This is a genomic window from Mycoplasma sp. CSL7491-lung, from assembly GCF_018913965.1.
Taxonomy (GTDB): Bacteria; Bacillota_I; Bacilli_A; order Mycoplasmatales; family Metamycoplasmataceae; genus Mycoplasmopsis.
In genome coordinates, this window is record NZ_JAHMHG010000001.1 from 206979 (window position 1) to 223143 (window position 16165).

The 16165-nt window shown below is 27.5% G+C and carries 17 protein-coding genes; 16 read left to right on the top strand and 1 reads right to left on the bottom strand.

Translation table 4 applies throughout. From position 1 onward, the window contains the following. Positions 1–9: 9 nt before the first annotated feature. The 16 genes from argS (at position 10) to KQ876_RS01035 (ending at position 15415) form a co-directional block, all read left to right on the top strand. A complete protein-coding gene (argS, locus tag KQ876_RS00960; RefSeq protein WP_205851920.1) occupies positions 10–1668 on the top strand; it encodes an arginine--tRNA ligase in 1659 nt (552 codons plus the stop codon). A 71-nt stretch (positions 1669–1739) separates the two neighbouring features. Beyond that, positions 1740–2006, top strand: a complete 267-nt coding sequence (gene rpoE, locus KQ876_RS00965; protein ID WP_205851919.1) for a DNA-directed RNA polymerase subunit delta — start codon at positions 1740–1742, stop codon at positions 2004–2006. 30 nt (positions 2007–2036) lie between these two features. Then, positions 2037–2903, top strand: coding sequence for a class II fructose-1,6-bisphosphate aldolase (gene fba / locus KQ876_RS00970; protein ID WP_216489887.1), 867 nt, complete (start codon positions 2037–2039; stop codon positions 2901–2903). Positions 2904–3447: 544 nt separating this feature from the next. Continuing rightward, entirely contained in the window at positions 3448–4191 is a 744-nt protein-coding gene (locus tag KQ876_RS00975; RefSeq protein ID WP_205851917.1) for a F0F1 ATP synthase subunit A, read from the top strand. A 22-nt stretch (positions 4192–4213) separates the two neighbouring features. Next, positions 4214–4531, top strand: a complete 318-nt coding sequence (gene atpE, locus KQ876_RS00980; RefSeq protein WP_205851916.1) for an ATP synthase F0 subunit C — start codon at positions 4214–4216, stop codon at positions 4529–4531. Positions 4532–4544: 13 nt separating this feature from the next. After that, positions 4545–5132 carry a F0F1 ATP synthase subunit B gene (gene atpF / locus KQ876_RS00985; RefSeq protein ID WP_205851915.1) on the top strand — a complete coding sequence of 196 codons (588 nt, stop codon included), beginning with the start codon at positions 4545–4547 and terminating at the stop codon, positions 5130–5132. Continuing rightward, entirely contained in the window at positions 5132–5677 is a 546-nt protein-coding gene (gene atpH / locus KQ876_RS00990) for an ATP synthase F1 subunit delta (protein WP_205851914.1), read from the top strand. The genes atpF and atpH overlap by 1 nt, the downstream gene beginning before the upstream one ends. Then, positions 5678–7258 carry a F0F1 ATP synthase subunit alpha gene (atpA, locus tag KQ876_RS00995; RefSeq protein ID WP_205851913.1) on the top strand — a complete coding sequence of 527 codons (1581 nt, stop codon included), beginning with the start codon at positions 5678–5680 and terminating at the stop codon, positions 7256–7258. Next, the gene (gene atpG, locus KQ876_RS01000) at positions 7251–8108 is read left to right on the top strand and encodes an ATP synthase F1 subunit gamma (protein WP_216489889.1); all 858 of its coding nucleotides are present in this window, start codon (positions 7251–7253) and stop codon (positions 8106–8108) included. Before atpA ends, atpG begins: the two co-directional genes overlap by 8 nt. Positions 8109–8121: 13 nt before the next feature. Beyond that, the gene (atpD, locus tag KQ876_RS01005) at positions 8122–9513 is read left to right on the top strand and encodes a F0F1 ATP synthase subunit beta (protein WP_205851911.1); all 1392 of its coding nucleotides are present in this window, start codon (positions 8122–8124) and stop codon (positions 9511–9513) included. Continuing rightward, on the top strand, positions 9513–9923 hold the full coding sequence (atpC, locus tag KQ876_RS01010; RefSeq protein WP_308699350.1) for an ATP synthase F1 subunit epsilon: 411 nt from the start codon (positions 9513–9515) through the stop codon (positions 9921–9923). Before atpD ends, atpC begins: the two co-directional genes overlap by 1 nt. Positions 9924–10219: 296 nt before the next feature. Further along, on the top strand, positions 10220–12031 hold the full coding sequence (locus KQ876_RS01015; RefSeq protein ID WP_216489891.1) for an ABC transporter permease: 1812 nt from the start codon (positions 10220–10222) through the stop codon (positions 12029–12031). Between the two features lie 2 nt (positions 12032–12033). Further along, complete coding sequence (locus tag KQ876_RS01020) at positions 12034–12738, top strand: ABC transporter ATP-binding protein (RefSeq protein ID WP_205851909.1); 705 nt, start codon at positions 12034–12036, stop codon at positions 12736–12738. Beyond that, complete coding sequence (locus tag KQ876_RS01025) at positions 12716–13687, top strand: aromatic motif membrane protein (RefSeq protein ID WP_205852517.1); 972 nt, start codon at positions 12716–12718, stop codon at positions 13685–13687. Before KQ876_RS01020 ends, KQ876_RS01025 begins: the two co-directional genes overlap by 23 nt. After that, on the top strand, positions 13680–14504 hold the full coding sequence (locus tag KQ876_RS01030; RefSeq protein WP_216489893.1) for an aromatic motif membrane protein: 825 nt from the start codon (positions 13680–13682) through the stop codon (positions 14502–14504). Before KQ876_RS01025 ends, KQ876_RS01030 begins: the two co-directional genes overlap by 8 nt. After that, on the top strand, positions 14504–15415 hold the full coding sequence (locus KQ876_RS01035; protein ID WP_216489895.1) for an aromatic motif membrane protein: 912 nt from the start codon (positions 14504–14506) through the stop codon (positions 15413–15415). Before KQ876_RS01030 ends, KQ876_RS01035 begins: the two co-directional genes overlap by 1 nt. Before the next feature lie 44 nt (positions 15416–15459). Here KQ876_RS01035 and KQ876_RS01040 read toward each other — a convergent pair whose 3' ends face one another. Beyond that, positions 15460–16056 (bottom strand): FMN-dependent NADH-azoreductase, encoded by a 597-nt coding sequence (locus KQ876_RS01040; protein WP_205851905.1) that lies wholly within the window; start codon positions 16054–16056, stop codon positions 15460–15462. Between the last annotated feature and the right edge of the window lie 109 nt (positions 16057–16165).

A 16165-nucleotide genomic window follows, 5' to 3' on the forward strand; every position in this document is an offset into this window, starting at 1 on the left:
AGGAAAGTGATGCTTTTAAACGTAAAAATTAGAGATTTGATTATAGATTCGATAAAAAAAATGCAAAAAAATAATTTTTTTCAACAAGAATTTGATGCGAAAAAAATAGGTTTTTTGATTAGTTTACCAAATTTGCCCGAACATTTAGAAGATGAAGAAATCAAATATGATTTATCTACTAATGTAGCATTTTTGCTCAAAAAATTTGTTAAAACTTCACCATTAAATATCGCTACTGAATTAGCAAATACTTTAATGTTAAATTATGAAGTATTTGCTAAAGTTGATGTAGCAACCCCTGGTTTTATAAATATAATTTTAAAAGATGCAGTTTTCAATGAGGTATTATTAAACGCAAATGAACAAGGCTTTAATTATGGTGCAAACCAATTTGATCCAATTAAAATAAATGTCGAATATATTTCTGCTAATCCAACAGGATTTTTACATGTAGGTCATGTTAGAGGTGCTGTTTTTGGAGATTCCTTAATTAAAATTTATCGTCACGCCGGTTATAAAGTAGAGTCAGAATATTATGTTAATGACGCAGGAAATCAAATTAATGTATTGGCTAATTCTGCAAAAGTAAGATATTTTGGATTATTTGACAAAGAATTAGATATGCCTGAAGAATCATACAAAGGACAAGATATTACTTGAGCGGTAGAGCAAATTAAAAATAAAAAAGGAGATTATTACTTAGATAATTTTGATTCAAAATACAATGAATTTAAAACGGAAGTTAAAGATATTTTGTTAGACAAAATTAAGTTTGACTTATCGAAGTTAAACATTAGTAAATTTGATACCTTCTCAAGTGAACTTTCCATTTTAAAAAACGGAGCAGTAGAAGAAGCTCTAGATAAAATGAAAGAATTTACATATCATAAAGATGGTGCTTTATTTTTAAAAACAACAGAATTTAAAGATGATAAAGATCGTGTTTTAATTAAGTCCGATGGAGCTAACACATATTTACTTCCTGATATTGCATATCATTTAACAAAATTTAAGAAAGCGGATCGTTTAATTAATATTTGAGGTGCCGATCATTCAGGTTATGTCGAAAGAATGAAAGCAGCATTAAGTATTTTAGGATATGATGAAAAAAAATTAGATGTTTTAATAATTCAATTAGTTAGATTAATAAAAAACGGAGAAGAATTTAAAATGTCTAAAAGAGCAGGAACAAGTGTTACATTGTCAGACTTATTAGAGGTTAGTTCACCGGACGCAATTAGATTTATGATGTTAACTCGTGAAATTAATAATAAATTTGATTTTGATATTGATTTTTCAAATTCGTCAAATAATAGTAATCCAGTTTATATTGTTCAATATGCACACTCTAGAACAGTTTCATTACTTAATAATTTGATAGTTCCGAGCTTAAATGCCGAATTTAAATTAAGTTATAAAGCTAAAAAAATAGTTTTAGCAATTGATGAGTTTCCATCTTTAATTAAAACAATTGTTGAAACTTCAAAAGTTAATTTAATGAGTCAATACTTATTAAATTTAGCTAAATTATTTAATAGTTTTTATTCCGAAACAAAGCTTAAAGGACACGAAAACGAATCTGAATATGCTTATCTAGTTAAGGTTGTTCAACTTGTTTTACGTCTTGGTTTAAGTTTAATAGGTGTTACTGCACCAGAAAATATGTAATTTTTAAACAAATATTAAAAAAAACATTTTTTGGTTTATAATTAATACACAAAGTATCGAAAGGAAAATTAATGAAGAATAAAACAATGTTAGAAATAGCTATAGAAGTTATTTCTTCTGATACATCTAGATCTTTCACATTTGATGAAATTTTCCAAAGAATTGAAGAAGAACTTAGGGAAGTTTGAATTCAAAGCTATGAAGATGACGAAAATTTTACCCTTGATAAGATAAAAGAAAAGAAAATGGGTGAATTATATCGTTTGTTAACTGTTGATATGAGATTTACAAGAAATCTTGACGGTACTTGAATTAGTAGTACAACAGAAATTAATTAACAATGAATAAAATAGAAAGTAGGAAAAAAGATGCCATTAGTAAACGCAAAAGAAATGCTTAAAAAAGCAAAAGAAGGAAAATACGCAGTTCCTCACATTAATATTAATAATCTTGAATGAGCAAAAGCTGTTTTATTAACAGCTGAAGCCGAAAAATCACCAATTATTGTTGCAACATCAGAAGGTGCAGTGAAATATATGGGTGGTTTAAATACAGTTAGTGGAATGGTTTTAGGTTTAATAAAAGACTTAAAAATTACAATTCCTGTTGCATTACACTTAGATCATGGTTCATATGAAGGTGTTAAAGCTGCTATCGAAAATGAAGGATATACATCAGTTATGTTCGATGGTTCACATTATCCGTTTGATGAGAACTACGCTAAAACAAAAGAATTAGTAGAATTAGCTAGAAAAAGAAATATGTCATTTGAAGCTGAAGTAGGAACAATCGGTGGAGAAGAAGATGGAATTGTAGGAAATGGTGAATTCGCAAATCCTGAAGAAGCTAAAAAAATGGCTTCACTTGGAATTGATGTTTTAGCGGCTGGAATCGGAAATATTCATGGTCCATACCCAACAACATGAGAATCATTAAGTTTTGACACATTAACAGAAATTAGTTCAGCCGCTGGAATCGGTATCGTATTACACGGTGGAAGTGGAATTCCTTCAGAACAAATCAAAAAAGCTATTAGTTTAGGTGTTACAAAAATTAATGTTAATACAGAGTTACAACAATCAAACCATAAAGCATTAAGAGAATATATTTTGAGTGGAAAAGACTTAGAAGGCAAAAACTTTGACCCACGTAAATTATATAAACCAGGGTTTGAAGCTATGTGCGAAACAGTTAAGTTTAAAATACATGAATTCGGTTCAAATAATAAAGCTTAATTTGACAAAAAACACTAAAATAAAGCGAAATAAGTATCGTTTTATTTTTTTTAAAAATTTTTTACAAAAAACATAAAAAAAGTTATAAAATACTTTTAAGCAAACACAAACAAAGGAGTGCTATGAGCAATTTTAGAAAGAGTTTTGATGTTATATATATTACTCTTCTAATTATCTCGAGTGCGTTTTTTTTCATTATTAATTTATGAATAAGAGGATCTTTATTTGGTTTTGCTATAGGGTCTTTTACTTCGTTTTTACTTTTTAAAATTACCTGGATTTTGAATACAGTTAATCTTAAAAAAAGAAAAATATTAATTATTGCTCATATATTAAAAATGTTAATATTTTTTATTATTTTATCCTTAATTATGTATTTAATAGTAAGTATTAATAAAATCTCAAATCAAAGCACAAAGTCCTTATTAGAAGTTAATTTTACTGATGCTCAAATCAATTTAGGTATATTCTTTATTGGTTTATTAAGTAGCTTCATAAGTATTATTTTTACTTCAATATACTTAAAAAATAAAAAGGAGGTTTAATGAAGATAATCGAGAAATTATGAGTTTGAAATTTACCTCAACTATTGTCATTATTTATGACTGTGTTAATTATTGTGGTGCTATCAATTATTGCTTTTATAAAAGTTAAAAAAGTTAAAAATGATAAGTCGCCAACGGGCGTAGCTTTAATAGCAGAATCATATGTAAAGGCATTGGATGATAATTTCGATAATGTTGCTGACGGTTCAATTCCGAAAGCTAAATTTTATATTTTTACTTTAGGTACTTTTTTAGTTATAGGTAACTTGTTACCAATAATTGGATTAAAACCAATTGGTAGTTCAATCTCAGTGCCTTTTACACTTGCTTTAATGACATGAATGGGTGTTTTTGTGGCTGGTGCAATTCATCGAAAAAGAAAATATATTAAAGATGTTATGAATCCGATGGAATTGATTGGTAAATTTGGTAGTTTAATTTCGCTTTCAGCTCGTATGTATGGTAACTTAATGGGTGGTGCTGCGATCTTATTAATGGTATATGCTTTAGTAGGAAATATAACTATCGGAGGGTCACCATTTTATTACTTAGGATCTATCTTTACTCCTGTGCTACATTTTTATTTCGATATATTTGGGGCAGTGTTGCAAGCTATAGTTTTCACGCTGTTAACAATAGTATATTGAAAGATGGAATCGGAAGTTCCAGAAGAAAAACCGAAAAAGTTTACTTATAAAATTTTTAAAAATATGAAAAAAAATAAAGTAGAACATATATATTAATAAAATAAAAGTAGGAGAAAAAATGATTATAGAATCAATTCAAAAATTAGCAGAAGAAGCTTCAAACTCAACATCAAAGGCGGCCGAAGTTATGGCTAACAATGGTGGAGCAGACTTAAAAACTGGATTATTAGCAATCGGTGCTGGTTTAGCAGCTATCGGTGTTATAGGAACAGGGGTTGGACAAGGTTATGCAGCTGGTAAAGCAGCTGAAGCTGTTGGGAGAAACCCAGAAGCAGAGAAAAAAGTTAGAAACATGTTAATTGTTGGTGCTGGAATTGCTGAATCATCAGCTATTTATGCTTTCGTTATTGCTATATTAATTCTTTTCGTATTATAATAGTATTTTTCTTATGATATTAAATATCGATAAATTCCATAAATTTGCAGCAGAAGCGTCAAGTAGTACACCGAGTGCAGGAGAACAACTTAAAGAAGAATTTTTAGGTATTTTTCCAAGTATTCCATTAATGATTGCAACTATTCTTGCTTTCATAATAGTATTTGCTGCACTATGATATTTTCTATATAAACCTGTTAAAAAAATGATGAAAAATCGTCATGATTTTATTCAAAACAATATAGATGATTCGATCAGTAAAAAAGAAGAAAGTATTAAAACATTAAACGAAGCAAATGCGCAACTCAAAAATGCGCACGTGCAAGCTGACAATATCCTTACAAAAGCTAAATTAAAAGCAGAAAAAATAGCAGAGTTTTATACTAACCAAGCAACTATTAAATCAAAACGTTTATTAGATGAAACAAGATTAGACATTAGTGCGCAACAAAAAGAATTTGATCTAAATTCTAAAAAATATATTGTTGAAATTGCTACACAATTATCAGAAAAAATTCTAAAACGTGAAATTTCAAAAGATACACAAGATAAAATCATTGATCAATTCTTAAATTCAGATAAAGAGGTTGAAGAGTTATAATGTATGAAAAAAGACACATTTCAGCCTACGCAGTTGCTATATTTGATTTAGCTAAAGAGGAAGATAAATTTGAAATTCTACAAACAGAATTTGAAACACTTAAAGAATTTACGGATAACAAAGATTTTATAAATTATTTATCAAATTATGATATTAGTGAAATGCATAAATTCGAAACAATAGATATTGCCTTTAAAGGTTTTCACTGAATAACTACTAATTTTATCAAGGTCATTGTTTCCAGAAAAGTTGTTAGTTACCTTAAAAAAATAATTATTGAATATCTAAAACTATCAAATCACGAATTAAGAATTCGTTTTGTAGATGTTATTTCGGCATTTCCAATCGACGAAAAACAACTTTTAGATATTAAAAACAAACTTCAAGAAAATACTCGTAGAAAAGTTAGAATTACACATCATGTGGATCCTAATTTAATTAGCGGTTTTAAAATCGTTTCCCGTACCGAAGTTTTAGAAAATAACATTAAAAACGAATTAGATAAATTAAAAAATGATATTTTAATTAATAAAAAGGAGGTTTAGATGGCAGTCAAATTAGATGATATTTCAGCGATTATTAAAGATAGAATTAAAAATATTAATTCTAATGTAGATCGTTCAGAGATCGGGAAAGTTATCTCTATTGGTGATGGTATAGCTCTTGTTAACGGGCTTGAAAAAGTTATGAATAGTGAAATTGTTACTTTTGACAATGGTGTTTTTGGGCTTGCTCTTAACCTAGAAGAAGAAACAGTTGGTGTCGCTCTTTTTGGAGATGCTAATTCAGTTTCTGAAGGAGATTCTGTTAGAAGAACTGGTGAAGTTATTTCTATTAGTGTCGGAGATGAACTTTTAGGTAGAGTCGTAGACGCACTAGGGAATCCAATTGATGGTAAAGGTCCAATTATCACAACTAAAAAATCAGAAATATTTAAAACAGCTTCCGGTGTTATGAGCCGTAAAGAAGTTAATCAACCTATGGAAACAGGTATTTTAGCAATTGATACCATGATTCCGATTGGTAAAGGACAAAGAGAACTTATTATCGGTGACCGTCAAACCGGTAAAACAGCAATTGCAATTGATACAATTATTAATCAAAAAGATAAAAATGTTAAATGTGTTTATGTCGCAATTGGTCAAAAGAATTCAACAGTTGCTCAAATAGTTCAAAAATTATCAGATTCTGGAGCATTAGAATACACTACAATAGTTGTGGCTGGAGCTAGCGAGCTAGCGCCACAACAATATATTGCGCCTTACACTGGTGTTACAATTGCAGAAGAATGAATGTTTAAAGGTGAAGATGTTTTAATCGTTTATGATGATTTATCAAAACACGCTATCGCTTATAGAACATTATCATTACTTTTAAGAAGACCTCCTGGTCGTGAAGCTTATCCTGGTGATGTTTTCTATTTACACTCTCAATTATTAGAACGTGCCGCAAGATTGAATAAGAACTTCGGTGGTGGTTCAATTACAGCATTACCGATTATTGAAACTCAACAAGGTGATATTTCAGCTTATATACCTACTAACGTAATTTCTATTACTGATGGTCAAATTTTTACAAAAGAAAGTTTATTTAATTCTGGTCAAAGACCTGCGGTAGATATTGGATTTAGTGTTTCTAGGGTTGGTTCTTCAGCTCAAACAAAAGCTATGAAACAAGTTGTAGGTTCTCTGAAGTTAGAATTGGCTCAATATAATGAAATGTTAGCATTTGCTCAATTTGGATCAGATTTAGATGAATCTACAAAAACAATTCTTGATCATGGTGCAAAAGTTTATGAACTATTAAGACAAGAACAATATTCACCAATAAAACAAGAAATTCAATCAATTTTACTTGTAGGTGTTAAAGAAAGAATTATAAACCCTTTACCTAAAGAATACATTCACGAATATCGTGACAATATAATTAATTGAGCAACAACAGATAGTGTCGGTTTATCATTGGTAAGTAGAATCTCAGAACAAGGTAAAATTACAGAAGAAGATTATAAATTAATTGAAAATACAGTCGTTAAAATAGTAAATGATATTGTTGCTACAATACCGGAATATAATCCAAACTTACATAAACAAATGCCAGAAAAATATAGTTTAAAAGATGCCTAATTTAAATAGCTTAAAAAATAGAATTAATGTTGTTAGCAACACACAAAAAATTACTAATGCAATGGAACTTGTTTCTACTTCAAAATTAAGAAAAATGAGAAATGACTATATAAATATTATTTCTTATCAAGAATCATTGCAAGAAACTTTCGACCAATTAATTGCTAATATTGACGAAAATGACTTTTATGCTATTTTTCCAAAGAATTCAGATGTAAAAAGCAAATTATTTATTTTAGTAACTAGTGATTTAGGTTTATGTGGTTCGTATAATCACAATGCTTTTCAATTATTACGTGATAAAGTTTCTGAATACGATCAAATCATAGTTTTAGGAGGAAAAGGGATTAGTTTATTGGCATCTAGTTCCTTAAAATCACAAGTTATAAAACAATATTCAAATATTGGGGATAAAATGCCATATAAATTAGCTTCAGAAATTTCAAAATTAGCTATGGAGCTATACAAAAACAAAGAAATTAATTCAATTAATTTAGTTTATACAAAATTTATTAATAATATAAATCAAGATGCATTATGTCAACAAATTTTTCCGTTTGATTTTACTAAAAAAGAGAATGTTCAAACAAGTAGTTCTGTAATTGAGTTTGAGCCAAATGCAGAAACAGTGCTTTCTTCTTCAGTTCCATTGTTTTTAGCAAGTACTATTTATTGTTTAAGTTCAAATTCGAAAATTTCAGAAACAGCTTCAAGACGTAATGCGATGGAAAACGCAACAAACAATGCTACAGAATTAATTTCGGATTTAAAATTAGAATACAACAGAGAACGTCAAAGTAAAATAACACAAGAATTAACAGAAATAGTTGCTGGTGCAGACGCAACTTAATTAAGGAGAATTTATGATAAGAAACGAAGGTACAATAGTACAAATTCTTGGTCCGGTAGTTGACGTGCGTTTTCAAGAAGGTAAATTACCTAAATTATTAAACGCTTTAACTATCAAGCACGAAGATCAAGTTTATACTTTTGAAGTTGCACAACATATTGGTGATGATACAGCTCGTACAATTGCAATGGGCTCAACAAACGGGCTTCGTAGAGGAATGACAGTTTTAGATACAGGACGTGCTATTTCTGTGCCGGTTGGTAATGCAGTTTTAGGTAGAATGTTTGACGTTTTAGGTAATCCTATTGATGATAAACCAATGGATGAAGATGTTGAGCGAATGCCTATTCATGCCCCTTCTCCAAGTTATGAAGAACAAAAAACATCTTCAGAAATATTAGAAACAGGTATTAAGGTTATTGATTTATTAATACCATACGCAAAAGGTGGAAAAATTGGTCTTTTTGGTGGTGCAGGGGTTGGTAAAACAGTTCTTGTTCAAGAATTAATCAACAATATTGCAACACAACATAATGGGCTTTCTGTTTTTGCGGGAGTTGGTGAACGTACTCGTGAAGGTAATGATTTATACCATGAAATGAATGCCGCTGGTGTTTTAGATAAAACAGCATTAGTCTTTGGTCAAATGAACGAATCTCCAGGTGCTCGTATGAGAGTTGCGCTTAGCGGTCTTACAATGGCAGAATATTTTAGAGATAAACAAAATCAAGATGTTTTATTATTCATTGACAATATTTTTAGATTTACACAAGCTGGTTCGGAAGTGTCAGCCTTATTAGGTCGTATGCCATCAGCTGTTGGTTATCAACCAACATTAGCAACAGAAATGGGCGCCTTGCAAGAACGTATTACTTCAACTAGAAGAGGTTCAATAACATCTGTTCAAGCGGTTTATGTTCCTGCTGATGATTTAACTGATCCGGCGCCTGCAACAACATTTACTCACTTAGATGCTAAAACAGTTTTAGACCGTGGTATAGCTTCTTTAGGTATTTACCCGGCGATTGACCCTCTTAACTCATCATCTAGATTATTAGATCCACTTGTGGTTGGTGCTGAACATTATGATGTCGCACAAAAAGTAGTATCTATTTTACAAAGATTTAAAGAGTTACAAGATATTATTGCAATTTTAGGTATGGGTGAACTATCAGAAGAAGATAAAAAAATAGTGGCTCGTGCAAGAAGAATCAGAAACTTCTTATCTCAACCGTTTACAGTTGCAGAGAAGTTTTCAGGTATTAAAGGTGCATATGTGCCACTAAAAGATACAATACGAAGCTTTAAGGAAATTTTAGAAGGTAAATACGATTCATATCCTGAAGATTTATTCAGATATGCAGGAAGCATCGATGATGTTATCGCAAGATTTAATAAAAAATAATGTCTAAAATGTATTTAAAAATAACTGTTCCTTCAGGTATTTTTTATGAAAATGATGTTGAGATTATTACACTTAAAATGTCACGTGGTTATATAGGAATTCAACCGGGACACTCAACAATGTTTTCAAATATTGAAATAGGAACATTAACAATTGGTTGAGAAAATAAACCTGGTACCGAAAAATTTTTCATAGGTGGCGGGTTAATTTATGTGCTTAAGGATAAAATTAATATTATAACAGATGATATTATAAATGTTAAAGACATAGATATTGAACGTGCAATAAAAGAAAGAGATCAATTGGAAAATAAACTTCGTGAAAACAAATATAGTGCAGCAGATGCATATAGCATGGAATTAAAACTCAAAAAAACATTATTGAGAATTGATACATATAATAAAAAATAATATATGACACCTTAGTTTAAATCTAAGGTGTTTTTTATAAGTAATGATTCAAATTAAAAAAGAAAAATAAAATCAGTTAATTAATGATATAATAATTTAGATTTGTAAAAAAATTAATTTATAAAAAACCACAATTACATAAATTTATCTAAATAATTTTATTTACTAGTCCTTTTTGTTCTAATTTATAATTTAAAGATTTTTTAATAAAAATTCATAAGAAATAATTTTGTATACAACAAGTTACAAAATTATTTCATCATTTAATTCATATTATTGTTTAGAAAGGTTAAAATATGAAAACATCGGCATTTAAATATTCAAAATTTGCTTTTAATACTGTGTTTAAGAAGAAAAGTTCAATCATTATTCCATCTTTAACTTTAATCGTTTCTTTTATTATTGGTTTTGTATTTAAGTTTGTTATAAGCGAAAAATACTTGCCACTTTCATCACATTTATACATATTTGGAATTCTAATTACAACAGTTTTATTTTCATCGATTAAGTCTTTGAATATTTTTAAAGATTTTGAAGAAGAGGGTTTAGAATTAGTCGGTTTATCTAAACCTATTTCAAGGAATAATTTTGTATTAGGGAAATTATTAACTCTAATTTATTTTGGATTAATTTGGTCATCAATTTTATTCATATCAGCATTTATTTCTACATATGCATTATATTCTTCGGTAAATCTTTTTGTTTATTCATTATTATTTTTTGTTGTAGGGTTAGTAACCTATTTATTGATTGGTTTAATAACTTCTTTAATAAGTTATAAACTCAGTCAAAAAATATCAATTACATTACCGCTAGTATTTTTTATCCCTTTAGCATTAGGGGGTTCATTACTTTCTTCTAACGCTACTACAAATGTAAATAATGCTGCATACTATATAAATAAAAAATACCCTTATCATTTTTCGGGCAATGAGGTCAATGTGGAACCTTATTTCATGAATAACAATAAAGATGAGTTATTATTGATACCAAATGGTTATGAAAATAAAAAATTTACCCAAGAACAAGTTAATTATTTAAAAGAAGTTATGAATATTGCTAATAAATCATCAAATGAGTGACAAATCTATTCATGATTATCTACTCCTTACCAATTGTTAGATATTTTTAATTTTAATGATCAAAACGTATTTGAATCTATTAGTAAAAATAGTTTTTCAAATCAAGATAATTATGTTTATTATAATAATTTAGATAGCATTTTATTTAAATATAAATTAGATCAAAATGTAGATCAAAAGAAATTTAATGTAACAAACAAAAACCAAAACTCACAAAAATATATAGTTCCTGGACTATTAAAATCAAATTCTGTAATTCCAAATAGTATTAACACTGATATTATTTATGCAAGAGAAGACGCTTCAAGTGTAGATGTTTCTTTTCCTGAAGATAACTCGGAGTTCTCTGCTGAAAACAATTTGGTAGGTAAATTAAAATGAAGATATGTTTATGAAGTTTTACAAGATCCGTCATTTAATTTTATAGCTAGAGAATTTGTTAATAATTTTAAAAGTGAAGTAGATAATGGTGACGAAATAATTGATGTTGTTCAATTAAAATGAAAATTATTTGATACTATTTCGTCTTTTGTTAATAATAACGAAAGTCAAATTAATCAATACTCTAATTCTAATTTAGTATTGTTTGATGAACACGCGATTAAAGATAAAAAGTTACAGTCCGAAATAGAGAGAAAACTTTATTTTGCGGTAGCAATATTTAATTTTATTTATTTTAATTATCAAGATAGTGATATTTTTGAAGCGGTTATCGTTGATCAAGAAAAACCAGATTCTTTTGGCGATAATAGGATCGAATTAAACGTTGCAGGGTTTAAATACTTAATCGGAGGATATCAAAGTTTCGAAAAAAAACTATTTGTAAAAGAAAATAAAGTTTTAATTAGATATGATTTAATCGATAGTAATAGTAATTATTTATTTCAATCTGAAGATCAGTTATTTTCTATAAATAGAGAAAAACAAATAGTAAACAAAAATATCTACTTTATATTATGAATAATAATTATTTCAGGGCTATTTGCATCCGTATTTGTCCTATACAAAAGAAAGGAATTTAAATAGTTATGAAAAAAATTTTAGAAATTAAGAATTTAAAAAAAATATTTTTAAAATCTAATCGTGGAATTAATGAAATTAGTTTTTCTATAGATGCCGGAGCATTTCATGCTTTTATAGGTGAAAATGGTGCTGGTAAAACAACGACAATTAAGACAATAATTGGTGCATATACAAATTACCAAGGAAATGTTTTAATCAATAATATTGATGTTAAAAATGCAGAGGCGCGCGAAATATTAGGTTATGTTCCTGAAGTTGCCGTATTCCCGAAAGAATTAACAGTTTATAACTATTTATATAATTTATCTATTTTATCAAACATCAAAAAAGAAGTTGCTAAAGAAAGAATTTACCACTATTTGAAGTTCTTTAATATTGAAAATTTAATTAACGAAAAACCATATAATTTCTCTTCAGGCCAAAAGAAAAAAGTTTTATTAATTCAAGCTTTGTTACATAATCCTAAATTATTAATTTTGGATGAACCAGCCGCTAATTTAGATCCTAGTGCAAGATTTGAATTATTTTCATTACTAAAAAACATTAATGATAAAGAAAAAATTACAATTTTAATTAGTTCTCATGTTTTAGCAGAAATAGATAAATATGTTGATTCTGTAACGCTTATTCATAATGGTAAAATATTATATTCAGGTCATAAAAAAGAATCTTTAGAGGCGTTGTTTTATGAAAAAGTTATTTCTAGTTAGTGCTAGTTTATTTATTTTACCAATAAGTGTTATTAGTTGTATAAGTAGTAACGAGCAAAAAAATCAAATAAACTCATTCAATAAAAAAGAGAAAAATTATTTTTATAAAAACTCTTCTATTGAAACTATTTTAAATTTTTTCACAAATGATAATGAAAATGAAAAAAATATATATGTTTTTCAACAAGAAAATAAATCAGATGCTAAATATAACGAATTAAAATATGCATTTGTTTATGATCCTATTTTTATTACTAATAGTGTTCATAAAAATGGAGATTATAATTATTTAGCCAACAAATCTAAAGATGTAATTAAAAATGCATTGTCAAATGATTGATATTGAACACTAAATAATATTTCACATTTTAAGTATATATATAACCCATACGGAGATAAATATCGTGCTTTTGATAAGGAAAAAGAGTATTTCGATCAAGTTAAAAAAGATTTTGGTTCATTAACTATCAATATTAAAAATATTAACCCTACAAAATTAATTAAGATTAATTATCAAGATATTGATATGTTAAAAAATAGCAACGCTTATACCGATAAAGAATCTTGATATTTAATTTATGACAACAATAAGGCAGTTAAAATTTGAAAATTTAAAGAAAATGGAGTCCCTAAAATTCAAATTATGACAGATTTATTAATTTTAAATGATTCGAATAATATTGAAGAACAATTACAAAATTTAGAAAACTTAATTTATCAAAAACGTCTAGAAGAATTTAATAATGAGTATGAATATGCAAAAGGGGACGCCGAATCAGAAGGCGAGACATTTAACGATGAATCCTTCTTAAGCGATCATAACGACGAAAAATATATGGAATTTCAAGCTATATATCAATATAACGGACATTTTACATCAGCTCTAGATGAAATCAATAAAGACGGACTAAATATATATAGATTTAGTATGAGGTTTATAGATGAGTAAAATTAAAAAAAATTTTTTAAGAATTTCTTTATTGGGAACTTTACCAATTTTCTTTTCTCTTGCTTCATGCATAAATATTAGTGAAAGTTCAAAATTAAAGAGCAATATTCCAACTGGTTTTGAGTTTGTTCCTAACACTTTAAACCCACATGAAGTTTCAACAAACGAAATTATTGAAAATTTAGTTAATTTAAGGTTTAGAGATGATGAAATTGGAAAAGTTAATTTTTTAAATTCACAAAAAAAAGAAAATGAATTATTTAATCAGTTTGATGAATTAAGTAAAAGTTATTTAGAATTTAAAACCGAAGAAGGATTAAATAAATTAAGAAATTTTTACACAAATAATTGATTATTTATATTTAAAAATATAGATAAATTCAGTTGAACTTATTCAAGTTGATGAACATTTCCGGAAATAGAAACTGCTAAACACACAGAAGAATTTTTTAGTCGTTTAAAAAAACAATCAAGACCTGATGATTTAAAATTCTTTGATAATTATTGAGACCAATTAAAGGAAGGTGATGAATCTTTTGAATCTCCAAATGACGTTTATTACTTAAGGAAAGGTAGAATATTAATAAGAGTATTAATTTCTAAGAATAACGAGGAAAACAAAATTTTAACTTTTGATAAGATTGTTTATTTTTCAAGATCGAGAACACAAAATATATCTATTAAATTAGTATCTGATGCTTATCATAATGGTATTATTCATCGTCAACAACAAGGTTTCGACTCATTTGAAAAAGAAGTGATAGATAATTTTGGTTTTCCAGCACTTGGTGCGTTAGTTTATAAAGGTGGTAAATAATGAAAAAAATTAAAAAATGATTTATTTTCTCTCCAATTTTGGCTTTAGTTCCGACAATTGCTGTTTCATGCCAAAAAACACAAAATATATCTAACGAAACAAAAATGAGTCAAATTGTTACTAAAGAAATAAAAGAAGACAAATGGGACATTTTCTTAAAATATGAATATGTAAACTCTTTATTAAATTTGGCCTTTAAAACAGAAAAAAGTAAAAAAGCTTATATTAAAAAACAAAGAGAAATAAGTGATAATTATTTAACTGAAATAAAAGATTATTTACTTTATGGTAATAATGTTGTTGCAATGTATCGTTCAGATGATAGCTTTTTTTCAAGTAAAAAAGTAATTGGTCTAAAAGATTATCGTGCAAAATTATCTGAATTATTTTCAAGAAATTGACTTTGATTTTTATTTAATTTAGATAGATTTACATTTGCTCTATACGATGCTTTTGATCAATTTCAAGGTACATTAGAGGCATTAAGTCAAGACATACAAAAAAGCAGTTTAGAAACAAGCGCCTTTAATCGTCCAACAACAAATGAAGTTTTGCAATATGTTATCGAAGAAAATGTTATGGATGAAAATCTTGAATATGATGCTTACTTATTAACTAAACAAGGCATTATTTTAAAAATTTCTTTTTCAACACAAGTTAAAGATGGAGACCAAGAAATTCCAAAAAATAAACAAAAAACTGATGTTGCAATTTTTACATATTCATATATTTATCCGTCGTTATTTCAAAACCAAGTAGCATTGCAAAATTTTGATTTAGCTAGATATGCTAGATCAGAAAAATTAGCATCAACATTCGGTTCTAAAAGATGAGTAAAAATTTTGTTTGATGAGCAAAATGGCGGGACACCTTTACGTTTTACAATTGTATACGTAGATGATAAAAAATAATTGAATAAAAAGTTCCTTGTAATTATCAAGGAACTTTTTTAATACTATAAGTCAAATTCTTTTAATTTAGAATCAAATAATTCTTTGTTTTCTTCGTAGTATTTTTCAGGATTTGTGTCTTTAAATAATGCTGTTTTTGTGCCTGTAATTTCAATTGTATCAACTTTTTTTGCTCCTAAGAAGTTAAATGTACCAACTAATCAACTTATATGGCTTCCTCATTGATATCAATCACGTGGTGCACCTTGAGATGCAACCACTAAAACATTTAATTTGTCTAATAGACCAACAGCATCACCTTTTTTAGAATATTTATATGAAAATGTTTTGTTAGCAACAGCTATTGAATCGATAAAGTTTTTAACAACGGCTGCTGCCCCAAAGTTTGTCATTGATTCTGAAATAACTAATAAATCTATTTCTTTTAGTTTGTCAATTCAAAAATCACTTTTAATATCGTTAAAGTATGTTTTTCATGTTGAGTTTGTTAAAAATACTTTTGAGTGTGTTTCGTTTAAGTTAAATTTTTCAACTTGGTGACCTTCTGCAACTAATTTTTCATATAATTTATTCATAGCAACTGTTGAATATGAGTTGTTTGAATTATCTAATGATCCTTCCAAAAATAGTACTTTTTTCATTTTTTTCCCCCTAAAATTGTGTTTTTGTATTTTTAATGTAATTATTATATCATTTTTTATTTTTAAAATTTAAAAATCAAAACAAAATAAAATATATTTTTTTCAATTA